At 61.8% G+C, this 21096-nt stretch carries 33 protein-coding genes; 1 reads left to right on the forward strand and 32 read right to left on the reverse strand.

Annotation, left to right across the window (positions count from 1 at the left end; translation table 11 throughout):
• Positions 1 to 14 precede the first annotated feature (14 nt).
• Positions 15 to 1367 carry a preprotein translocase subunit SecY gene (gene secY / locus ACP15K_RS01785; RefSeq protein WP_193139711.1) on the reverse strand — a complete coding sequence of 451 codons (1353 nt, stop codon included), beginning with the start codon at positions 1365 to 1367 and terminating at the stop codon, positions 15 to 17.
• Positions 1368 to 1469: 102 nt separating this feature from the next.
• The gene (gene rplO / locus ACP15K_RS01790) at positions 1470 to 1943 is read right to left on the reverse strand and encodes a 50S ribosomal protein L15 (protein ID WP_193139714.1); all 474 of its coding nucleotides are present in this window, start codon (positions 1941 to 1943) and stop codon (positions 1470 to 1472) included.
• A 198-nt stretch (positions 1944 to 2141) separates the two neighbouring features.
• Between rplO and ACP15K_RS01795 the strand changes: the two genes are divergently transcribed.
• A complete protein-coding gene (locus ACP15K_RS01795) occupies positions 2142 to 3161 on the forward strand; it encodes a TIGR00341 family protein (protein WP_193139718.1) in 1020 nt (339 codons plus the stop codon).
• A 12-nt stretch (positions 3162 to 3173) separates the two neighbouring features.
• Here the strand turns inward: ACP15K_RS01795 and ACP15K_RS01800 are convergent, their stop codons facing one another.
• The 30 genes from ACP15K_RS01800 to ACP15K_RS01945 all read right to left on the reverse strand — a co-directional run bounded on the left by ACP15K_RS01800 (position 3174) and on the right by ACP15K_RS01945 (position 21086).
• Complete coding sequence (locus ACP15K_RS01800) at positions 3174 to 3491, reverse strand: antibiotic ABC transporter (RefSeq protein WP_424989653.1); 318 nt, start codon at positions 3489 to 3491, stop codon at positions 3174 to 3176.
• 78 nt (positions 3492 to 3569) lie between these two features.
• On the reverse strand, positions 3570 to 3758 hold the full coding sequence (gene rpmD, locus ACP15K_RS01805; RefSeq protein WP_366192830.1) for a 50S ribosomal protein L30: 189 nt from the start codon (positions 3756 to 3758) through the stop codon (positions 3570 to 3572).
• A 12-nt stretch (positions 3759 to 3770) separates the two neighbouring features.
• Positions 3771 to 4349, reverse strand: coding sequence for a 30S ribosomal protein S5 (rpsE, locus tag ACP15K_RS01810; RefSeq protein ID WP_193139724.1), 579 nt, complete (start codon positions 4347 to 4349; stop codon positions 3771 to 3773).
• 11 nt (positions 4350 to 4360) lie between these two features.
• Complete coding sequence (gene rplR / locus ACP15K_RS01815; RefSeq protein ID WP_193139727.1) at positions 4361 to 4720, reverse strand: 50S ribosomal protein L18; 360 nt, start codon at positions 4718 to 4720, stop codon at positions 4361 to 4363.
• A gap of 11 nt (positions 4721 to 4731) precedes the next feature.
• A complete protein-coding gene (gene rplF, locus ACP15K_RS01820) occupies positions 4732 to 5265 on the reverse strand; it encodes a 50S ribosomal protein L6 (protein ID WP_193139729.1) in 534 nt (177 codons plus the stop codon).
• A gap of 12 nt (positions 5266 to 5277) precedes the next feature.
• Positions 5278 to 5670 carry a 30S ribosomal protein S8 gene (gene rpsH / locus ACP15K_RS01825; RefSeq protein WP_193139731.1) on the reverse strand — a complete coding sequence of 131 codons (393 nt, stop codon included), beginning with the start codon at positions 5668 to 5670 and terminating at the stop codon, positions 5278 to 5280.
• 12 nt (positions 5671 to 5682) lie between these two features.
• Positions 5683 to 5988 carry a 30S ribosomal protein S14 gene (gene rpsN / locus ACP15K_RS01830; protein WP_193139733.1) on the reverse strand — a complete coding sequence of 102 codons (306 nt, stop codon included), beginning with the start codon at positions 5986 to 5988 and terminating at the stop codon, positions 5683 to 5685.
• A gap of 20 nt (positions 5989 to 6008) precedes the next feature.
• Positions 6009 to 6569, reverse strand: coding sequence for a 50S ribosomal protein L5 (gene rplE, locus ACP15K_RS01835; protein WP_193139736.1), 561 nt, complete (start codon positions 6567 to 6569; stop codon positions 6009 to 6011).
• Positions 6569 to 6874, reverse strand: a complete 306-nt coding sequence (gene rplX / locus ACP15K_RS01840; RefSeq protein WP_193139738.1) for a 50S ribosomal protein L24 — start codon at positions 6872 to 6874, stop codon at positions 6569 to 6571. Before rplX ends, rplE begins: the two co-directional genes overlap by 1 nt.
• A complete protein-coding gene (gene rplN / locus ACP15K_RS01845; protein ID WP_011567679.1) occupies positions 6874 to 7242 on the reverse strand; it encodes a 50S ribosomal protein L14 in 369 nt (122 codons plus the stop codon). The genes rplX and rplN overlap by 1 nt, the downstream gene beginning before the upstream one ends.
• Before the next feature lie 74 nt (positions 7243 to 7316).
• Complete coding sequence (gene rpsQ / locus ACP15K_RS01850) at positions 7317 to 7547, reverse strand: 30S ribosomal protein S17 (RefSeq protein WP_193139740.1); 231 nt, start codon at positions 7545 to 7547, stop codon at positions 7317 to 7319.
• A gap of 12 nt (positions 7548 to 7559) precedes the next feature.
• Positions 7560 to 7763, reverse strand: coding sequence for a 50S ribosomal protein L29 (gene rpmC, locus ACP15K_RS01855; RefSeq protein WP_424989654.1), 204 nt, complete (start codon positions 7761 to 7763; stop codon positions 7560 to 7562).
• A 211-nt stretch (positions 7764 to 7974) separates the two neighbouring features.
• On the reverse strand, positions 7975 to 8595 hold the full coding sequence (locus ACP15K_RS01860; protein ID WP_424989655.1) for a TIGR02466 family protein: 621 nt from the start codon (positions 8593 to 8595) through the stop codon (positions 7975 to 7977).
• 35 nt (positions 8596 to 8630) lie between these two features.
• Positions 8631 to 9131: a methyltransferase family protein gene (locus ACP15K_RS01865; protein WP_424989656.1), complete on the reverse strand. Its 501-nt coding sequence runs from the start codon at positions 9129 to 9131 to the stop codon at positions 8631 to 8633.
• A gap of 94 nt (positions 9132 to 9225) precedes the next feature.
• On the reverse strand, positions 9226 to 9822 hold the full coding sequence (locus tag ACP15K_RS01870) for a hypothetical protein (RefSeq protein ID WP_226925633.1): 597 nt from the start codon (positions 9820 to 9822) through the stop codon (positions 9226 to 9228).
• Positions 9823 to 9981: 159 nt separating this feature from the next.
• Positions 9982 to 10395 (reverse strand): 50S ribosomal protein L16, encoded by a 414-nt coding sequence (gene rplP, locus ACP15K_RS01875; RefSeq protein ID WP_193139747.1) that lies wholly within the window; start codon positions 10393 to 10395, stop codon positions 9982 to 9984.
• A 12-nt stretch (positions 10396 to 10407) separates the two neighbouring features.
• Positions 10408 to 11133, reverse strand: coding sequence for a 30S ribosomal protein S3 (gene rpsC, locus ACP15K_RS01880; RefSeq protein WP_193139749.1), 726 nt, complete (start codon positions 11131 to 11133; stop codon positions 10408 to 10410).
• Positions 11133 to 11513 (reverse strand): 50S ribosomal protein L22, encoded by a 381-nt coding sequence (gene rplV, locus ACP15K_RS01885; protein ID WP_193139751.1) that lies wholly within the window; start codon positions 11511 to 11513, stop codon positions 11133 to 11135. Before rplV ends, rpsC begins: the two co-directional genes overlap by 1 nt.
• Before the next feature lie 3 nt (positions 11514 to 11516).
• Positions 11517 to 11795, reverse strand: a complete 279-nt coding sequence (gene rpsS, locus ACP15K_RS01890) for a 30S ribosomal protein S19 (protein ID WP_193139753.1) — start codon at positions 11793 to 11795, stop codon at positions 11517 to 11519.
• A 3-nt stretch (positions 11796 to 11798) separates the two neighbouring features.
• Positions 11799 to 12641: a 50S ribosomal protein L2 gene (gene rplB / locus ACP15K_RS01895; RefSeq protein WP_193139755.1), complete on the reverse strand. Its 843-nt coding sequence runs from the start codon at positions 12639 to 12641 to the stop codon at positions 11799 to 11801.
• Between the two features lie 170 nt (positions 12642 to 12811).
• Entirely contained in the window at positions 12812 to 13432 is a 621-nt protein-coding gene (locus ACP15K_RS01900) for a YdeI/OmpD-associated family protein (RefSeq protein WP_193139757.1), read from the reverse strand.
• A gap of 122 nt (positions 13433 to 13554) precedes the next feature.
• Positions 13555 to 13851, reverse strand: coding sequence for a 50S ribosomal protein L23 (locus ACP15K_RS01905; RefSeq protein WP_193139759.1), 297 nt, complete (start codon positions 13849 to 13851; stop codon positions 13555 to 13557).
• Positions 13848 to 14468 (reverse strand): 50S ribosomal protein L4, encoded by a 621-nt coding sequence (gene rplD, locus ACP15K_RS01910; RefSeq protein ID WP_193139761.1) that lies wholly within the window; start codon positions 14466 to 14468, stop codon positions 13848 to 13850. The genes ACP15K_RS01905 and rplD overlap by 4 nt, the downstream gene beginning before the upstream one ends.
• Positions 14465 to 15208: a 50S ribosomal protein L3 gene (gene rplC / locus ACP15K_RS01915; RefSeq protein ID WP_193140124.1), complete on the reverse strand. Its 744-nt coding sequence runs from the start codon at positions 15206 to 15208 to the stop codon at positions 14465 to 14467. The genes rplD and rplC overlap by 4 nt, the downstream gene beginning before the upstream one ends.
• 14 nt (positions 15209 to 15222) lie before the next feature.
• Positions 15223 to 15531 (reverse strand): 30S ribosomal protein S10, encoded by a 309-nt coding sequence (rpsJ, locus tag ACP15K_RS01920; RefSeq protein ID WP_009503373.1) that lies wholly within the window; start codon positions 15529 to 15531, stop codon positions 15223 to 15225.
• A gap of 80 nt (positions 15532 to 15611) precedes the next feature.
• Positions 15612 to 16787: an elongation factor Tu gene (tuf, locus tag ACP15K_RS01925; protein ID WP_193139789.1), complete on the reverse strand. Its 1176-nt coding sequence runs from the start codon at positions 16785 to 16787 to the stop codon at positions 15612 to 15614.
• A gap of 87 nt (positions 16788 to 16874) precedes the next feature.
• Positions 16875 to 18992, reverse strand: a complete 2118-nt coding sequence (fusA, locus tag ACP15K_RS01930; protein ID WP_193139765.1) for an elongation factor G — start codon at positions 18990 to 18992, stop codon at positions 16875 to 16877.
• Between the two features lie 27 nt (positions 18993 to 19019).
• Positions 19020 to 19490, reverse strand: coding sequence for a 30S ribosomal protein S7 (gene rpsG, locus ACP15K_RS01935; protein WP_193139767.1), 471 nt, complete (start codon positions 19488 to 19490; stop codon positions 19020 to 19022).
• A gap of 12 nt (positions 19491 to 19502) precedes the next feature.
• The gene (gene rpsL, locus ACP15K_RS01940) at positions 19503 to 19874 is read right to left on the reverse strand and encodes a 30S ribosomal protein S12 (protein WP_008331617.1); all 372 of its coding nucleotides are present in this window, start codon (positions 19872 to 19874) and stop codon (positions 19503 to 19505) included.
• Positions 19875 to 20171: 297 nt separating this feature from the next.
• Positions 20172 to 21086 carry a DMT family transporter gene (locus ACP15K_RS01945; RefSeq protein ID WP_193139769.1) on the reverse strand — a complete coding sequence of 305 codons (915 nt, stop codon included), beginning with the start codon at positions 21084 to 21086 and terminating at the stop codon, positions 20172 to 20174.
• Positions 21087 to 21096 lie beyond the last annotated feature (10 nt).

Here is a 21096-nt window from a genome sequence, read left to right on the forward strand (position 1 = left end):
CTTGACCGGCGATGTTAGCGCCGCGCCGGGCCTTTCTTGCGCTTCTTGCCACGCAGTTGCGACTTTTCGATCAGCCCTTCGTACTGGTGCGCCAGAAGATGCGACTGCACCTGCTGGATCGTGTCCATGGTGACCGACACGACGATCAGCACCGAGGTGCCCCCGAAGTAGAACGGGATCGCCAGTTGCGAACGCATGATCTCGGGCAGCAGCACGACCAGCGCCAGATAGGAAGCCCCCAGTACCAGGACGCGGTTGACCACGTATTCCAGGTACTCGGCGGTGCGCTTGCCCGGACGGATGCCCGGCACAAAGCCGTTCTGGTTCTTCAGGTTGTCCGCCACATCCTCGACCTTGAAGGCGACGTTGTGGGTGTAGAAGTAGGTGAAGAACACCACCATGCCGACCATGAACAGCAGGTACAGCGGCTGACCGGGCCCGAAATAGGCCAGGATCGTCGACATGACCGGGCTGGTGGAATTGCCCGAGAACGTGGCCAGTGTCGTCGGCAGCAGCAGCAGCGAACTGGCGAAGATCGCCGGGATCACGCCCGCCGGGTTCACCTTGATCGGCAGATGCGACGAGCCGCCGTCATAGACCTTCATGCCAACCTGGCGGCGCGGGTACTGGATGTGGATCTTGCGCAGCGCGCGTTCCATGAACACCACGAAGCCGATGGTCAGCATCATGATGACGATCACCGCGATGATGACAGCCGGGCTGATGGCGCCCGAGCGGCCCGACGCCAGGAATTGCGCCAGGGCTGCGGGAACCTCGGCGATGATGCCCACGAAGATGATCAGCGAAATGCCGTTGCCGATGCCACGCTGGGTGATCTGTTCGCCCAGCCACATCAGGAACATGGTGCCGCCGACCAGCGTGATCATGCAGGCGATGCGGAAGAACCAGCCCGGATCATGGGCAAGGCCGCCGGATTCCAGGCTGACCGCCAGGCCATAGGACTGGAACAGCGCCAGCGCCACGGTGCCATACCGGGTGTACTGGTTGATCTTCTTGCGGCCCTGCTCGCCCTCTTTCTTCAACTGCTCCAGCGGCGCCCACATGGAGGCCAGAAGCTGAATGATGATCGAGGCCGAGATATAGGGCATGATGCCTAGGGCGAAGATGCCCATCCGGCTGATGGCGCCGCCCGTGAACATGTTCAGGATGCCGCCAATGCCGGCGGACGCCTGTTCCATGAAGGCACGCAATTCGCCGCCGTCGATGCCCGGCACCGGAATATAGGTGCCCAGGCGGTAGACGATCAGTAGTCCCAGGGTGAAGAGGATGCGCTGCCTCAGCTCGGTCGCCTTGCCGAAGGCGCCCCAGCTCATGTTCGCGGCCATCTGTTCCGCTGCTGATGCCATGTGGTGTCTCTTTCATGCGGGCGCCGCCGAACCGGGTTTCCGGTCGGCGGCGCTGAAAACCTTTGAGAGGATGTAAGCGGCTTGGACGCCGCCCACAACCACTTACTCGGCGGCCGCCGGAGTTGCGACAGTCAGCGAACCACCGGCCGCGGCCACCGCGTCGACGGCGGCTTGCGAAGCGCCGGTCACGGTCAGGTTGACGGCCGAGGTGATCTCGCCCTTCGCCAGCACCCGGACGCCGTCCAGCTTGCGGCGCACCAGGCCCGAAGCCACCAATGCGTCTTCGTCCACCGGGTTGGCGGTGTCCAGCTTCCCGGCTTCGATGAATTTCTGCAGGATGCCGAGGTTGATGACCGCGAACTTCTTGCGGTTGGGCTTGTTGAAGCCCCGCTTCGGCAGGCGCTGGTACAGCGGCATCTGGCCGCCTTCATAGCCGTTCAGGGCCACGCCCGAACGCGATTTCTGACCCTTGATACCACGGCCAGCCATCTTGCCCTTGCCCGAACCCGGGCCACGGCCAACGCGTTTGGATTTCTTGACGGCGCCGTCGTTGTCGCGCAGTTCATTCAGTTTCATGTCGCTTCTCCTTGCCGGATGTAGCCCCCGAAGCGAAAACGGGGCCAGCCACGGCATTTCTTGTTGCTTGAGTCGGGTCCCTTTGGAACCACCGGGTGCGTATAGGGCCGTTGCCGGGCGGGATCAAGACCGTTCGCGCGTGCCCGCCCCACGCTTTTTTGGGCTTGGCAGGCCCGCCTGCTGCCGTATCAAGGAAGGATGCGCCTGATCATCCTCAGTCTTCCCAACCACGCCTGCGACAAGATCTTCGCCACCGCCAAGGACATTTGCGACGGCGCGGTGATGAAACACCGCGAGGATTCCGGCGACAAGACCCGCTGGACCCTGCATATCCTGGCCGATGACGACTGCCGTCAGAACCTGCTGGACGCCATCCAGACCGAACTTGACAGCCAGGACGGCTGGCGCCTTGCCATCGTACCGGTCGACACGTCCCTCCCCCGCAAGGAAGAGGAGGAGGAGGAAGACGCCGAACCGGATCCCGAGGAAGAGGCCGAAAAGGCCATGAAACTTCCCGGCGGGCTGTCGCGGGAAGAGATCTATGAGCAGGTGGAAAAGCAGGGGCGGATCGACCGCGCCTATCTGGTCTTCGTGCTGCTTTCGACCGTGGTGGCGGCCTTCGGGATGCTGGAGGACAACGTGCCGGTGGTTCTGGGCGCCATGGTGATCGCGCCGCTGCTGGGCCCCAACCTGGCCCTGTCGGTGGGCGTCGCGCTTGGCGACGGCAAGTTGATCCTGCGCTCGGCGGCAGCCTTGGTGATCGGCACGGTGCTGAGCATCGCGCTTGGCTTCGTGATCGGGCTGCTGATGCCGATCTCGGACGCGGACGAATTGCTCAGCCGCACCGACATCGGCTTTGACGGGCTGGCGATTGCCCTGGCCTCGGGGGCGGCCGCCGCGCTGAGCCTTGTGACCGGGGTATCCTCGGCGCTGGTCGGGGTGATGGTCGCGGTGGCGCTGCTGCCGCCGGCCACGGCCATCGGGTTGTTTCTGGGCTTCAGCCAAGGCTACCACGCGCTGGAGGCCGGCGTGATGCTGCTGATGAACATCGTCTGCATCAACCTGTCGGCGCAGGCGGTGATGCTGACACGCGGCATCACCCCCCGGCGCTGGTACGAAAAGAAACGCGCCAAGCGGCACAGCCTCATCAATGGCGCGATCTGGCTGAGCCTTCTGGTGATCCTGGCCATCTTGCTGTGGCTGCGCCAGCCCAGTTGATTGCGACAGCCTTCAGCGACGGGGCCGTGACAGCCGCCGCGCATTGGCGCGGGTCTTGGTGCGGATCGGCCTGACCGCAGCCAGCGCCATCGCCGCATGGCCCCGCCCTGCGGCCTGCGCCCGGGCCGCCATTTCCATCGACTTGGCAAAGGCGGCGGGTTTCTCGAAGATCATCCGCGCCGCTTCCTGCGAGGACATCATCCCCAGCATCATCTGGGTCGTCCGGTTCAGAATCACGAGGTTCGCCGCCATCATCATCTCGGCAGTGGCCAGATTGGCCCGCTGCCATGTCTGCATGGCGTCGAACAGGGATTTTTGGGGAAAGAACATCTGGTCACTCCAGCAAATGCACAACGAAAAAAGCGCCCCGCTATCGCGGGACGCCATCAATCTATCAGAAGATCAGGATCAGTCCCGTTCTTCGATGATTTCGACCAGATGCGGGATCTTGTTGACCATGCCGCGCACGGAAGGGGTGTCTTCCAGTTCACGGGTCTTGTGCATCTTGTTCAGGCCCAGGCCGATCAGCGTTTCACGCTGCTTGGCGGGGCGACGGATCGGCGAGCCGATCTGCTTTACAACAATGGTTTTCGCCATGGGTCAGTCTCCTCAGGCTTCAGCCGCTTCGGCCGACGCATCGGCCGCCGGTGCGTCATCCCGCTTGGGCAGGATATCGGCAACCTTCTTGCCACGGCGTTGCGCCACCATACGCGGACTGGATTCGCTCTGAAGCCCGTCCAGCGTTGCGCGGATCATGTTGTAGGGGTTCTGCGACCCGATGGACTTCGCCACCACGTCATGAACACCCAACATTTCGAACACGGCGCGCATCGGACCACCGGCGATGATGCCGGTCCCGGTCGGTGCCGTGCGCATGGTCACCCGGCCTGCCCCGTGACGCCCGTGGACGTCGTGGTGCAGCGTGCGGCCTTCTTTCAGCGGCACACGGATGAGGTTGCGCTTGGCTTGCTCGGTGGCCTTGCGAATGGCCTCGGGGACCTCTTTCGCCTTGCCCTTGCCAAACCCGACACGGCCCTTCTGATCGCCGACGACCACAAGTGCGGCGAAGCCAAAACGCTTACCACCCTTGACGGTCTTCGAGACCCGGTTGATCGCCACGAGACGATCGGCGAATTCCGGATTTTCGTCGCGATCGCGACCACCCCGGCGGTTATCTTCTCTTGCCATCTATCGTCTCCTCAGAACTTCAGTCCGCCTTCACGCGCAGCGTCGGCCAGAGCCTTCACCTTGCCGTGAAAGAGGAAGCCGCCACGGTCGAAGTAACATTCTTCGACACCAGCTGCCTTGGCACGTTCGGCAATCGCGGTGCCCACTTTCGCGGCGGCCTCGACGTTGTTCTTGCCGGTGATGCCCAGATCCTTTTCGAGCGACGAGGCCGAGGCCAGGGTGACCCCTTTCACATCGTCGATCAGCTGGACGCTGATGTTCTTGTTCGAACGATGAACGCTCAGGCGCACGCGCCCCGAGTTCATCTTGCGAAGCTTGTTCCGAACGCGCAGACGGCGCTTCAGGAACAGTTCCCTTTTGCTGTTTGCCATTTCTCGCGTCCTTACTTCTTCTTGCCTTCCTTACGGAAGATGAACTCGTCTTTGTACTTGATGCCCTTGCCCTTGTAGGGTTCCGGAGCACGCCATTCGCGGATGTTTGCCGCAACCTGGCCAACGAGCTGTTCATCGGTCCCTTCGACCACGATCTGGGTCTGCTTAGGGCAGGTGACCGTGATGCCTTCGGGGATCGCGAAGTCGACATCGTGGCTGTAGCCAAGCGCCAGCTTCAGGGAGTTGCCCTGGATCTGTGCCCGGTAACCCACACCGTTGATCTCCAGCTCCTTCTTGAACCCGGTGGTAACACCGGTCACGAGGTTCTGGATCATGGTGCGGGTCATACCCCACTGCTGACGCGCCCGCTTGGACATGCCACGCGGCGTGATCACGATGGTGTTGTCTTCCACGGAGACCGAAACGTCGTCGGACGCAGTGAAGCTGCGGGTCACTTTCGCGCCCTTCACTTCAATGGTCTGACCCGACACGTTCGCGGTCACGCCCGAAGGAATGTCGACCGGTTTCTTGCCAATACGAGACATTTCCGGACCTCCCTAGAATACGGTGCAGAGCACTTCGCCGCCAACATTGGCAGAACGTGCAGCTGCATCCGACATCACACCCTGAGGTGTGGAGACGATGGAAACGCCCAGGCCTTGCTTGACCTGAGGCAGGTTTTGCGAGGCGGCATAGACGCGGCGGCCAGGGGTCGAAACGCGCTTGAGATCGCGGATGACCGGGGTGCCGTCGAAGTATTTCAGGCTGATTTCAATGGCCGGGTGGCCGTTGAGATCCGTGGTTTTCTCATAGCCGCGGATGTAGCCTTCGTCGGCCAGAACATCCAGCACCCAGCAACGCAGTTTGGACGCGGGCGAAGTCACGGTGGACTTGCCGCGCAGTTGCGCGTTGCGGATACGGGTCAGCATATCACCGAGAGGATCGTTCATTATATACGCTCCTTACCAGCTCGATTTGACCATACCGGGGATCTGGCCGTTCGAGCCAAGTTCCCGCAGCGCGATACGGCTGACCTTCAGCTTACGATAGTAAGCGTGGGGACGGCCGGTCAGCTGACACCGGTTATGAAGACGGGTTGCCGAGGAATTCCGCGGCAGCTTCGCCAGCTTCAGACGCGCCTTGAAGCGCTCTTCCATCGGGCGGTTTTCGTCGGTTGCGATCTCTTTCAGTTCAGCGCGTTTGGCGGCGTATTTCTCCACCAGCTTCTGACGCTTCACTTCCCGAGCAATCATCGATTTTTTTGCCATGTCGTGATTTCTCCCGCGGCTCAGCTGGTGAAGGGCATGTTGAAAGCTTTCAACAGCGCCTTGGCTTCCGCGTCGGTGGATGCGTTGGTGCAGATGATGATGTCCATGCCGCGGACTTCATCGACCTTGTCGTATTCGATTTCCGGGAACACGATGTGTTCTTTCAGGCCCATGGCATAGTTGCCACGGCCGTCGAACGACGTCGTTTTCACGCCCCGGAAGTCACGCACGCGCGGCAGCGCGATGGTGATCAGACGGTCGAGGAATTCATACATCCGGTCACCGCGCAGGGTCACCTTGGTTCCCAGCGGCATGTCTTCGCGAACGCGGAAGCTTGCCACCGATTTCTTGGCGCGAGTCACGACAGCGTGCTGACCGGCAATCAGGGTCAGGTCGGCCTGGGCCGATTTCACCTTCTTGGTGTCCTGCACGGCTTTGCCGACACCCATGTTCAGGACGATCTTTTCCAGCTTCGGGATCATCATCTCGTTCTTGTACGAGAATTCTTCCTTCAGCGCGGCGCGGATCGTTTCCCTATACTGGGCCTTCAGGCGCGGGGTGTAGTCTGCGGTATCCAGCATCACACGGCCTCCCCGGTGGACTTGGCGAAACGCACTTTCTTGCCGTCTTCGACACGGAAGCCGACGCGGGTCGGTTTGCCGTTGGCGTCCAGCAGAGCCAGGTTGCTCAGGTCGATCGGCATTGCCTTCGGCACGCGACCCCCTTGCGAGTTCTGCGTCTGCTTGGTGTGGCGGATGGCCATGTTCACGCCTTCCACGACAGCCTTGCCGGCTTTCGGATCGACGGACTGGATCTCGCCATCGCGGCCCTTGTCCTTGCCCACGAGAACGCGGACCTTGTCACCCTTGCGGAGTTTGGCAGCCATCACAGCACCTCCGGAGCAAGCGAGATGATTTTCATGAAGTTCTTCGCGCGTAGTTCGCGCACAACCGGTCCGAAGATCCGGGTGCCGATCGGCTCGTTGTTGTTGTTCAGGATAACAGCAGCGTTGCGATCGAAGCGAATGGCGGTGCCGTCTTCACGGCGAACTTCCTTGGCGGTGCGCACGACGACAGCCTTGCGAACGTCGCCTTTCTTGACGCGGCCACGCGGAATGGCTTCCTTGACCGACACCACGATGATGTCGCCCACGGAGGCATATTTCCGTTTGGATCCGCCCAAAACCTTGATGCACTGAACTCGGCGAGCGCCAGAGTTGTCAGCAACATCCAGATTTGTCTGCATCTGGATCATGGGATACTCCCGACCTTTGGGACCGCTTTACAGACATAGGCCCCAGGGTTTCGATGAAACCGGTTGGCGTGACCTTAAGCGGTCACGACCTCCCAGCGTTTGGTCTTCGATTTCGGCGCACATTCCTGGATGCGAACGAAATCGCCTTCCTTGAACGTGTTGGCCTCGTCGTGGGCCCGGTACTTCTTCGATTTCCGGATGGTCTTCTGAAGAACCGGGTGCTTGAACCGACGTTCTACCGATACGGTGACGGTCTGGTCGTTCTTGGCGCTGGTCACAGTGCCGGACAGGATACGCTTGGGCATGTCTAAGGCTCCTTATTCGGCGGCTGCAGCAGCGGCTTTTTCGTTCAGCACGGTCATCACACGCGCGATGTCACGACGGACAACGCGGGTACGAGCAGTGTTTTCCATGGCACCCGTGGCGCTCTGGAAGCGGAGGTTGAAGGCCTCCTTTTTCAGCGCGGCCAGCTCATCACGAAGCTGATCGGGCGTCTTTTCACGCAGTTCAGTGGCGTTCATGCGCCGTTCCTTTCTCAATACACCAGCAAGCCCCTGACGGTTGGTTCAGGGTCACCCGAAGCCCGGTGGTTGAATGGCAATAACCACGAATCCCGCAAGCGGGAATCCGTGAGATGGCGCTGCCTACAAGACGGGGGCTTTGGTGGCAAGGGAGAATGTGGAAAACAGCCAGTGAGGCCGCGTCCGGGCGATCAAACGGGCAACTTGTGCCCTATTCCCATCCGTAGTTGAAGCTCACGCTGATCCGTTCGTTCTCGGCCATGTTCATCGGCACCTCGTGTCGCAGCCAGCTTTCCCACAGCAGCACGTCGCCGACCGTTGGCTTGGCGTAGACGAAGGTCTGCAACTCGCGCCGGGCCTGTTTCGCGCGCGCTGGCGCGGCCATCATGCGGGCGGATCGCGGATCTTCCAGCTTCAGCGCGCTGGCCCCTTCCGGCATCGCCACATATGTCGTGCCCGAGATCACCGAATGCGGATGGATGTGCGAGGCGTGCATGCCGCCCTCGGGCAGGATGTTGATCCAGATGTCTTCCAGCTTCAGCGCGCGGCCGTCCAGATCGAACTCCAGATCCCTGGCGAATTCCGCCACATGCAGATCAAGGGCTGCCACCACATCGGCAAAGATCGGAAACCGCCACGGCAGGTCGGTCAGCGAGGCGTAAGAGGTATAGCCGGGATAGCCGTTTTCCTCGCACCAGTCCTGCCCGGCCTCGTCATCCTGCGCGATGACCATGCAGGAGGATTCCAGTTCGGCCGGATCGACGGGTGTTCCGAACTCTGACAGGGCGGCGCGATACAGGCGGGTGACAAAGAGGGATTCGATGGTAGGCATGCGGTGATCTCCTGTGGCCGCGCCACTGCCGGTCGTCACAACCAGCGCCGGGTCCGGCGTCGGTAGTCTTGGTATTCCCCTGCAAACCGTTCGGCAAGATAGCGTTCCTCGGGCCGGATCATCCAGACCTCGAGAATCGCACAGGCCAGCAGGGTCGTGGCGATGAGCCACCAGGATTCCAGCGCCAGCGCCCCGCCGATCCCGGCCAGCGCTGCCCCCAGATAGTTCGGATTGCGCGACCAGGCGAAGGGTCCGGTGGTGACAAGCCGCGTCGTCGCAGCCCCCGGCAGCGACGGCTGGTCTGCCTTGTCCAACTCCGTCTTGGCGCGGTGGATCAGCCAGAACCCGAACAGGAACAGCGCAGCCCCTAGCACACCTCCAGGCACACGCCAGAGCGGGAGCGTGGTCGGCCAGACCCATTCAAGGACAAGCCCCAATCCCAGCAACGGGAACAGAACCACATCCGAGATTTTCCACGGATGGCCATGGGCGCCAGCATCCTGTGCTGAAGGGCCGTCTTTGAAGGGATTGGTCATGCACGCAATGCCGGATGTGGTGACAGAAGTGCGGCCTTGATAGCAGCCCTGTTCCGCACGCCCAAGCCTTGCCCCACCCGTACGCGATCAGGGGTCAGTTTTGCGCCCGCTCCATCATCATCATGTGGACGGCATGCATCCCTTGGTCCGCCATGCGCGTGACCTCGGCTGCATGGGTCTGCAGGGCCGCGACCACCTCGGGATCGGTCGAGGTCTGGATGACGACGATCTCGTCCTGGGTCGTCTCGATGGTCGAGGTGATGCTGTCCCCGCGCAGAAAGAAGATGTCCAGGGTCGGGCTCTGGATATAGATCTGCGGATCGTCTGCGGCTTCCACCCGGCCGATCATGCCGACCACATGGCTGATCAGCGCCTCGGCCACCATGGGATCCGAGGCGCGGGTCACGGTGCGGATGCCATCGGGCAGCAATTCAACCTCGCGGCTCAGCGTATCGAAATGGTGGAACAGGACCTGCAATTCCGCGCTTTCCTGCGGCGTCGCGTTGTCGCCGCGCAGCCCCGGCATCACGCGCATGTCGTGGCCGGTGCCATCGGCGCCATGATGCTGCATCCTGTGCCCGCCCTGCCCCATCTGGGCGGCGGAGGGTACCGCCACCAGGGTCAGACCCGCCAGTGCAATGGCCATGACGGGGCCTGCCCCGCGCGCTTTTCCCATGATCGGATGTCTCATGCCTTGGCTCCTTCTGATCGGGCAGAGCCTAGGGCGAAAGCCGGAAGATTAAAACATCGTAATGCTGGAATGTAGCCTGAACGCAGGCCAAACGAAAAGACCCCCGCCGATCGCTCGACAGGGGTCCATTTCCCAGGGCGGGGATCACCCCGCCGCCGCTTACCAGTCCTCGCGGACCACCACGCGGGTCTTGATCGGCAGCTTCATCGCCGCAAGGCGCAGGGCCTCGCGGGCGACGGCTTCGCTGACGCCGTCGATCTCGAACATGATCCGACCCGGCTTGACCTTGGCTGCCCAGAAGTCGACCGAACCCTTACCTTTACCCATCCGGACTTCGGTGGGTTTGGAGGTCACGGCCACATCCGGGAAGATGCGGATCCAGACACGGCCCTGACGCTTCATCTGACGCGTCATGGCACGGCGTGCGGCTTCGATCTGACGTGCGGTAACACGCTCCGGCTGCAGGGCCTTCAGGCCGTAGGTTCCGAACGCGAGGTCCGAACCGCCCTTGGCTTGACCGTGGATACGGCCTTTGTGCTGCTTGCGGAATTTTGTACGCTTTGGCTGAAGCATTTGTCGCTCTCCTTAGCGGTCGCGGTCGCGACGGCCACCGCCGCCTGCGCCACGGGGGGCAGGACCATCCTGAAGCTCGGCCGCCTTGCGGTCACGCGCCTGAGGATCATGTTCCATGATCTCGCCTTTGAAGATCCAGCACTTGATGCCGATGATGCCATACGGCGTGACGGCTTCGACCAGTGCATAGTCCACGTCGGCCCGCAGGGTGTGCAAAGGCACGCGGCCTTCACGATACCATTCGGTCCGCGCGATCTCTGCACCGCCCAGACGGCCGGCGACGTTCAGACGAATGCCCAGGGCGCCCATCCGCATCGAGTTCTGCACGGCGCGCTTCATGGCGCGGCGGAAAGACACCCGGCGCTCCAGCTGCTGCGCGACGTTCTCGGCGACCAGACGTGCGTCCAGTTCCGGCTTGCGAACCTCGACGATGTTCAGGTGCACTTCGCTGTCGGTCATCTTGGCCAGCTTCTTGCGAAGCAGCTCGATATCCGCGCCTTTCTTGCCGATGATCACACCCGGACGCGCCGAGTGAATGGTCACGCGGCACTTCTTGTGCGGACGCTCGATGATGATGCGGCTGATGCCGGCCTGCTTGCATTCCTTGAAGATGAATTCGCGAATGCGAACATCTTCCAGAAGCATGTCGCCGAAGTCCTTGCTGTCGGCGTACCAGCGGCTGTCCCAGGTCCGGTTGACCTGCAGGCGCATGCCGACGGGATTGACTTTGTTACCCATTAGGCTTGCTCCTCGATCTGGCGGACCTTGATGGTCAGTTCCGAGAACGGCTTGATGATCTTGCCGAACCGGCCACGGGCACGCGGGCGACCGCGCTTCATGGTCAGGTTCTTGCCGACATAGGCTTCGGCGACGACCAGCTCGTCCACGTCCAGGTTGTGGTTGTTCTCGGCGTTGGCGATGGCGGACTGAAGACATTTCTTCACGTCGCCAGCGATCCGCTTGTTCGAGAAGGTGAGATCGGTCAGTGCCTTCTCGACCTTCTTGCCGCGGATCATCTGCGCAACCAGGTTCAGTTTCTGCGGGCTGGTCCGAAGCATGCGCGTTTTCGCCATTGCTTCGTTTTCAGCCACGCGGCGGGGATTCTTTGCCTTGCCCATGACTTACTTCCGCTTCGCTTTCTTGTCCGCCGCGTGACCGTAATAGGTCCGGGTCGGAGAATATTCGCCGAACTTCTGGCCGATCATGTCCTCGGACACGGCAACCGGAATGTGTTTCTTGCCGTTGTAGACGGCGAAAGTCAGACCCACGAACTGGGGCAGAATGGTCGAACGACGCGACCAGATCTTGATGACTTCGTTCTTGCCGCTTTCGCGGACTTTCTCGGCCTTCTTCAGCACGTAGCTGTCAACGAAAGGCCCTTTCCAAACGGAGCGTGCCATATGTTAGCGGCCCTTCTTCTTGGCGTGACGCGAGCGGATGATAAGCTTCTGCGACGCCTTGTTGGTGTCACGGGTGCGGGCACCCTTGGTCGGCTTGCCCCAGGGGGTCACCGGGTGACGGCCACCCGAAGTCCGGCCTTCACCACCACCATGGGGGTGATCGATCGGGTTCATGACGACACCACGGACCGACGGACGCTTGCCCTTGTGGCGCATACGACCGGCTTTACCGTAGTTCTGGTTGGAGTTGTCGGGGTTCGACACGGCACCGACAGTGGCCATGCATTCCTGACGCACCAGGCGCAGTTCGCCCGAGCTGAGGCGGATCTGGGCGTAGCCACCGTCACGGCCGACGAACTGGGCGTAGGTGCCCGCGGCGCGTGCGATCTGACCGCCCTTGCCCGGCTTCAGTTCGATGTTGTGAACGATGGTCCCGATCGGCATGCCCGAGAACGGCATCGCGTTGCCCGGCTTGATATCGGCCTTCTCGGTCGAGACGACCTTGTCGCCAATCGCCAGACGCTGCGGGGCCAGGATATAGGCCTGCTCGCCGTCGGTATAGGTGATCAGGGCGATGAACGCGGTCCGGTTCGGGTCGTATTCGATCCGGGTGACAACGCCTTCGACGTCGAACTTGCGACGCTTGAAATCGACGATGCGATAGAGACGCTTCGCGCCACCACCACGGCGGCGAGAGGTGATCCGTCCGGTGTTGTTCCGGCCGCCCGACTTGGTCAGACCCTCGGTGAGGGATTTGACCGGGCGCCCTTTCCAGAGCTCCGAACGGTCGATCAGAACCAGCCCACGCTGGCCAGGCGTCGTCGGTTTGTACGACTTGAGTGCCATGCTTTCTGTCTTCCGTTGTTGGCGGGACGCAAGCGCCCCTGGCTAAAGGCCCCCGAAGGTGCCCGAATTCATAAAAACCATCAGCCCCGGACGAATCCGGGGCCGATTGGATGGTTCCCTCTAAAGGAGCCTCAGGGGAGGGTCAAGCGCGGGCCCGGAAAAACCTGACCTCAGCGTTCAAGGGCCCCCTTGCCTGCCAAAATCCCGGGGCGAAATCTGGCAATTCGGGCCACTCGGGTTTCCGGCTTCTTGGCGGAATTCAGGGCAATGGCATAGCTGCGTTGGCGCCCCGGCGTCAGATTTGAAAACGCCTCTGCCAACTCTGGATCCTCCGTCAGCGCATCTTCCAGTTCCACCGGTAGATCCAGTGTTCGCACGACTTTGGGCGCCCTGATGCCGCGCTCTGCATAGCCCTTGGCCTCCTCCAGATAGGCGCGCAGAAGGCTCTCTCGGTCCCGCACCCCGGCGGCGGAAGTAAAAACCACCGTGTCGGGGTTCTGGGTATTCGGCCCCCGGCGTTGCAGAATGCCAGCCGGATCTTTCAACAACGCGGCGTTGAAGAAGGTCAACCGGAAATCTTCCCGGAAAGCACCCATCAGAACGATATTGCGGCTTGCGTGAATATAGCAGGGATGCCCCCATTTCACGGCTTCCCCAAGACCTGCTTGCAGACAGATCCGTCTCAGAGACGCCAGCCCCTCGGCCCAGTGGTGCGCGGAACACGCCGGCGTATCGAACCGTGAACACCGTCCGCAACCACGCGTGAAAAAGTCCTCAACCTCGGTGATCATGGCCTGCCTTCCCAGTCTCGGGCCACCCTACCCCCACAATTCCCCGGAGCAAAAGAAAAGCCCCCGCATCGCTGCGAGGGCCTTTCCGATTTCGTAGGGCGGGGTTCACCCCGCCGTCCCGATCACAGACCGGTGGAGACGTCGATCGTGTTGCCCTCTTCGAGCGTCACATAGGCTTTCTTGACGTCCTTGCGCTTGCCCAGCATGCCGCGGAAACGCTTGACCTTGCCCTTGGTGATGGTCGTGTTGACGGCCTTCACCTTGACGTTGAACAGGGTCTCGACGGCTTCCTTGATCATCGGCTTGTTGGCGTCGATGGCCACTTCGAAAACAACCGCGTTGGCCTCGGAGGCCATGGTCGCTTTCTCGGTGACGATCGGCTTGCGGATCACGTCGTAGAGTTCGGCTTTGGTGCTCATTTCAGGCGCGCCTCCAGCGCTTCGACACCTGCTTTCGTGATCACCAGGGTGTCACGCTTCAGGATGTCATAGACATTGGCGCCCATCGACGGCAGCACGTCCAGACCTTCGATGTTGGACGCAGCGCGCGCGAAGTTCGCGTTCACTTCTGCCCCATCGATGATCAGGGCGCGTTTCCAGCCCAGGTTCTTGACCGCAGTGGCCAGAGCCTTGGTCTTGCCCGCGTCCAGAGCCGCATCCTCGATCACAACCAGGTTGCCCGACTGTGCCTTCGCCGACAGGGCGTGCTTCAGGCCCAGAGCGCGGACCTTCTTCGGCAAATCGTGCGCGTGGCTACGCGGGGTCGGACCCTTGTAGATACCGCCCTTGCGGAAGATCGGTGCGTTCCGGTCACCGTGGCGTGCGCCGCCGGTGCCCTTCTGGCGATAGATCTTCTTGGTCGAGTAGCTGGTCTCGGACCGGGTCTTGACCTTGTGGGTGCCGGCCTGCGCCTTGTTGCGCTGCCAACGGACCACACGCTGCAGGATATCTGCGCGCGGCTCCAGGCCGAAGATGTCGTCATTCAGATCGACATCGCCCGCTTCAGAAGCGTCGAGCTTGATCACTTGCGCTTTCATTCTACCGCACCTCCTTCAGGGGCTTCAGCCGGAGCTTCTGCCGGTGCTTCGGTCGCCGCAGCTTCCACCACTTTCAGGGCAGCCGGGAACGGCACGCCATCGGGCAGTTTCTTCTTCACGGCATCCTTGATGGTGACCCAGCCGCCTTTCGAACCCGGCACCGCGCCCTTGACCATGATCAGGCCACGGTCGGCATCGGTCCGAACCACTTCCAGGTTCTGGGTGGTGACACGGGCAGCGCCCATGTGACCGGCCATCTTCTTGCCTTTGAACACCTTGCCGGGATCCTGACACTGGCCGGTCGAACCGTGCGAACGGTGCGAGATCGACACGCCGTGCGAGGCGCGCAGGCCGCCGAAGTTGTGCCGCTTCATGGCACCGGCAAAGCCTTTACCGATCGAGGTGCCGGACACATCGACCTTCTGGCCTTCGACGAAATGGTCAGCCGAAATCTCGGCGCCCACGTCGATCAGGTTTTCCGGGGCCACGCGGAATTCCACCAGCTTGCGCTTGGGGGCCACTTTCGCAACAGCGAAATGACCGCGCATGGCCTGGCTCACACGTTTGGCCTTGGCCGTGCCGGCGCCCAGCTGAACCGCGGTGTAGCCATCGCGTTCAGTGGTCCGCTGGTCAACGACCTGCAGGTTGTCGAGTTGAAGAACGGTGACGGGGATCTGCTTCCCGTCCTCCATGAACAGGCGGGTCATGCCCACCTTTTTCGCAATAACGCCAGAGCGCATCATGTCTGCCCTCCTCAAACCTTGATTTCGACGTCAACGCCGGCCGCGAGGTCGAGCTTCATCAGCGCGTCCACGGTCTGCGGGGTCGGGTCAACAATGTCGAGCAGGCGTTTGTGCGTGCGGATCTCGAACTGGTCACGAGATTTCTTGTTCACGTGCGGACCACGCAGAACGGTGAATTTCTCGATCTTGTTCGGCAGCGGGATCGGCCCGCGCACGGTTGCGCCCGTCCGTTTGGCGGTATTGACGATCTCCTGGGTGCTGGCATCCAGAACCCGATAGTCAAACGCCTTCAGCCGGATGCGAATGTTTTGGCTTTGCATTCTTGTCGCCTTTCGCGGCACAGAAAAGAGAGGTGGAGCGCCCATTATCGGGCGCCCCACAGTCATTCCCGAAGGTCTTGTTACTCGATGATTTTCGACACCACGCCAGCGCCGACGGTGCGGCCGCCTTCGCGGATGGCGAAGCGGAGTTTTTCTTCCATCGCGATCGGGGCGATCAGCTCGACCTCGAACTTCAGGTTGTCACCCGGCATCACCATCTCGGTGCCTTCCGGCAGCGTCACGGTGCCGGTCACATCGGTGGTGCGGAAGTAGAACTGCGGACGGTAGTTCGCGAAGAACGGCGTGTGACGGCCGCCTTCTTCCTTGGTCAGGATATAGGCCTCGGCTTCGAACTTGGTGTGCGGGGTCACGGAACCCGGCTTGCAGAGAACCTGCCCGCGCTCCACGCCTTCACGGTCGATGCCGCGCAGCAGCGCGCCGATGTTGTCGCCCGCTTCACCACGGTCCAGCAGCTTGCGGAACATTTCCACACCGGTGCAGGTGGTGGTGGTGGTGGCGCGGATGCCGACGATCTCGATGCTGTCGCCGACGTTGATCACGCCACGCTCGACACGCCCCGTAACCACGGTGCCGCGGCCCGAGATCGAGAACACGTCCTCGATCGGCATCAGGAACGGCTGGTCCACGGCGCGGTCCGGGGTCGGGATGTACTCATCCACGGCCGCCATCAGTTCGCGGATCTTGTTCTCGCCGATTTCCGGATCACGGCCTTCCATCGCGGCCAGCGCCGATCCGGCGATGATCGGGATCTCGTCGCCCGGGTACTCGTAGCTTTCCAGCAGTTCGCGGATTTCCATTTCCACGAGCTCCAGCAGCTCCTCGTCGTCCACCTGGTCGACCTTGTTCATGAACACGACCATCTTCGGGATGCCAACCTGGCGGCCCAGCAGGATGTGCTCGCGGGTCTGGGGCATCGGGCCGTCGGCCGCGTTCACCACCAGGATCGCGCCGTCCATCTGCGCGGCACCGGTGATCATGTTCTTCACATAGTCGGCGTGGCCGGGGCAGTCGACGTGCGCGTAGTGGCGGTTGTCGGTCTCGTATTCCACGTGCGCGGTCGAGATGGTGATGCCACGGGCCTTCTCTTCCGGCGCGCCGTCGATCTGGTCGTAGGCCTTGAAATCACCGAAATACTTGGTGATCGCCGCGGTCAGCGTCGTCTTGCCGTGGTCAACGTGGCCGATCGTGCCAATGTTCACGTGCGGCTTGCTGCGGTCAAACTTTTCCTTTGCCATGATGGCCTCCTGCTATCTTTTTACGGTCGGCGGGGTGAGCCCCGCCCTACGGTGGGTGGTAGGGCGGGGTTAACCCCGCCGTCCCGATCAGGCGTATTTTGCCTGGATCTCGTCGCTGATGTTCTGCGGCACCGGATCATAGTGATCGAACTGCATCGAGAAGTTTGCCCGGCCCGAAGACATGGACCGCAGCGTATTGATGTAGCCGAACATGTTGGCCAGCGGCACGAAGGCGTCGATCGCGATCGCGTTGCCGCGGGTGTCTTGACCCTGCACCTGACCCCGACGGGACGTCAGGTCGCCGATGATGCCACCGGTGTATTCTTCCGGCGTGATCACTTCGACCTTCATGATCGGTTCCAGCAACTTGGCACCGGCACGGCGCATGCCTTCGCGCATACACATCCGGCCCGCGATTTCGAACGCCAGAACACTGGAGTCCACATCGTGGAACTTGCCGTCGATCAGCGCGACCTTGAAATCGATGACGGGGAAGCCGGCCAGCGGGCCGCTATCCATAACCGATTTGATGCCCTTTTCGACGCCAGGAATGTATTCCTTCGGAATGGCGCCACCAACGATCTTGCTCTCGAACGAGAAGCCTTCGCCAGGCTCTGTCGGGGAAATGACCATCTTGACTTCGGCGAACTGACCCGAACCACCCGACTGCTTCTTGTGGGTGTAGGTGTGCTCGACCTCGTGACCGATGGTCTCGCGGTAGGCCACCTGCGGCGCGCCGATGTTGGCTTCGACCTTGAATTCGCGCTTCAGACGATCCACCAGGATGTCGAGGTGAAGTTCGCCCATGCCCTTCATGATGGTCTGACCCGATTCCAGGTCGGTTTCCACGCGGAAGGACGGGTCTTCAGCGGCCAGACGGGCCAGACCCTGGGACATCTTCTCCTGGTCGGCCTTGGTTTTCGGCTCGACCGCGATCTCGATCACCGGATCCGGGAAGGTCATGGTTTCCAGAACCACCGGATCCTTGGCGTCACACAGGGTATCGCCCGTGGTGGTGTCTTTCAGACCCGCCAGCGCGATGATGTCGCCTGCGAAGGCTTCATCGATTTCTTCGCGGTTGTTCGAGTGCATCATCATCATCCGACCGATGCGCTCTTTGCGGCCCTTGGTCGAGTTCAGGATCGAGTCACCCTTGTTCATCTTGCCCGAATAGATCCGGGTGAAGGTCAGCGAACCGACGAAGGGGTCGTTCATGATCTTGAACGCCAGACCGGCGAACGGCATGTTGTCATCCGCACGGCGCGGGATGTCGCGCACTTCTTCCTCGTCGCCCGGCTTGAAGCCCATGTAGTCGACCACGTCCAGCGGGCTGGGCAGATAGTCGATCACGGCGTTCAGCAGCGGCTGGACACCCTTGTTCTTGAACGCCGAACCGCCCAGAACCGGAACGAAAGCCATGGCCAGAGTGCCCTTGCGCAGCAGTTTGCGCAGGGTTGCCACATCGGGCTCTTCGCCTTCGAGGTAGGCTTCCATCGCGTCGTCGTCCATGTCGACGGCCGCTTCGATCATCTTGCCGCGCCACTCTTCAGCCACGTCTTTCAGGCTGTCGCGGATATCGACCTTCTCCCAGGACGCGCCCAGATCTTCACCTTTCCACAGCCACTCTTTCATGGTGACCAGGTCGATGAGGCCTTCCAGCTCGTTCTCCGCGCCGATGGGCAGAGCCACCGGAACAGCAACCGCGCCGGTGCGATCTTCGATCATGCGCACGCAGTTGAAGAAGTCGGCGCCGATCTTGTCCATCTTGTTGACGAAAACGATGCGCGGAACCTTGTAGCGATCGGCCTGACGCCAGACGGTTTCGGTCTGCGGCTCGACACCGGCGTTGGCGTCCAGAACACAGACGGCACCGTCGAGAACCGCCAGCGAGCGTTCGACTTCGATGGTGAAGTCAACGTGGCCGGGGGTGTCGATGATGTTCAGGCGGTGCTTCGGGGTGTCGGCTGTTACGCCGTCCTCGGTGCGCTCCCAGAAGGTGGTGGTTGCAGCAGAGGTGATGGTGATGCCCCGCTCCTGCTCCTGTTCCATCCAGTCCATTGTCGCCGCGCCATCGTGCACTTCGCCGAGGTTGTGGGACTTGCCGGTGTAGAACAGGATACGCTCAGAGCAGGTGGTCTTGCCTGCATCAATGTGCGCCATGATACCGAAGTTGCGGTACCGGTCGAGGGGATAATCGCGAGCCATGGGTTCGGTCCTTAGGCGGAGTATTGTTTACCAGCGGTAATGGCTGAACGCTTTGTTGGCGTCGGCCATCTTGTGGGTGTCTTCACGCTTTTTCACAGCGGTGCCGCGGCCATTCACGGCGTCGATCAGTTCGCCGGCCAGGCGCTCTTCCATCGTGTTCTCGTTGCGCTTGCGGGCAGCGATGATCAACCAGCGGATGGCCAGGGCCTCACGGCGCTCGGGGCGCACTTCGACGGGCACCTGGTAGGTGGCACCACCCACACGACGCGACCGCACTTCGACCGACGGCTGGATGTTTTCCAGAGCTTCGTGGAAAACCTCGACAGGGGCCTTCTTCAGCTTGGCTTCAACCCGGTCGAAGGCATTGTAGACAATGCGCTCGGCGGCGGACTTCTTGCCGTCGACCATCAGGTTGTTCATGAATTTGGTCAGCACGCGATCGCCATATTTGGCGTCGGGCAGGACTTCGCGCTTTTCGGCAGCGTGACGGCGGGACATGTGCGTCTCTCCTTACTTGGGGCGCTTGGCGCCGTATTTCGAGCGGCGCTGCTTACGGTCTTTGACGCCCTGGGTATCCAGAACACCGCGCAGGATGTGATAACGGACACCGGGAAGGTCTTTTACACGGCCGCCACGGATCAGGACCACCGAGTGTTCCTGAAGGTTGTGGCTTTCACCCGGAATGTAGCTGATGACTTCATAGCCGTTGGTCAGACGCACCTTGGCCACCTTCCGCATGGCCGAGTTCGGCTTTTTGGGCGTGGTGGTGTAGACGCGCGTGCAGACGCCGCGCTTCTGGGGGCAGGATTCCAAGTGCTGCGACTTGGAGCGTTTCACTTTCGGCTGCCGCGGTTTGCGGATCAGCTGTTGGATCGTTGGCATTCCGGTTCGTACTCCGCTTTGCTCATCGTTCGTCTTGTCGGTGCACGCCAAGACGACGCGCGGTTCATTTCTTATCTCGTGGCGCTGCCCGATTGATATACGGACAAGCGAAAAAGCCGCTCCCGCCTCCTGCATTCAGGGGCGATGCGGCGGGTTCCAGAGGATCGGAGCGCCAAGCGTTCGGATCATGACCACGACTAATCTTGGGTCAGGACAGGGAAAACCCCACCCGATTGCGCGGCGTATAGACAGAGTCGCAGGGGGTGTCAACATCCAGCGGGCGCTCTGCGCGCCGGATCACGTCTGACGGCTGCGTCGGCGGGCCTGATGCTCGCGATACAGGGTGAATCCGCCGGTGGCGAGCACGATCGCCGCCCCGACCAGGGTCAGCAGATCCGGGCGTTCGCCAAGGAACAGCACGCCCAGCAGAAGCGCCCACAGCAGGCCAGTGTAGCGGAAGGGCATGACAAAGGCGATCTCGCCCACCTGCATGCAGCGCACCGCAAGGATATAGGCCGCCGCCGAGAACACCGCCGCCGCCACAATTCCCACCCACAGCGACGGGGTCGGCATCTGCCAGGTCACCGCGGGGCTGATCACCGCCGCCGCCAGCAACACCGCGATGGCGCCGCACAGCGCTGTCAGAATCGGAGAGAAATGCGCCGGAACGCGGCGCGCGGCCAGATCGCGCAGCGTAAACCCGGCCACCGCCGACAGGCCCGCCAGTGACCAGATGTCAAAAACCTCGGTTCCGGGCCGGATGATGATCATCACCCCGCCAAAACCGATCAGGATCGCCACCAGACGGCGCCAGCCTATCGGCTCTTTCAGGAACACCGCCCCGGCCAGCGCCACCGACAGCGGCCCGGCCTGGATGATCGCGGTAAATGTGGACAGGCTCAGGTGCTGCAACGAGATCAGCACGCTGAAGGCGGTCCAGATTTCGGCAAAACTGCGCAGGGCGACCAGTGCCCAGCCCCGGCGTTCCAGACGGAAAAGCTGGACAAGAATGCCGCCGTGGATGGCCAGCGCCAGCAGGATCAGCGCGGTCAAGCCACCGCGCAAAACCAGGATCTGCGCGACCGGCAGGGTCCCGGCCATGGCCCGCATGCAGGCGTCATTGCCGACGAAGGCCGCCATCGAGAGGGTCATCAGGAAGGCGCCGCGCAGGTTGCGGCTGGCAACAGAGCTGTCTTCGGCCAAAGCAGGCACGGCAGGGTTC

The organism is Fluviibacterium sp. S390, assembly GCF_049800695.1.
Lineage (GTDB): Bacteria > Pseudomonadota > Alphaproteobacteria > Rhodobacterales > Rhodobacteraceae > Meridianimarinicoccus.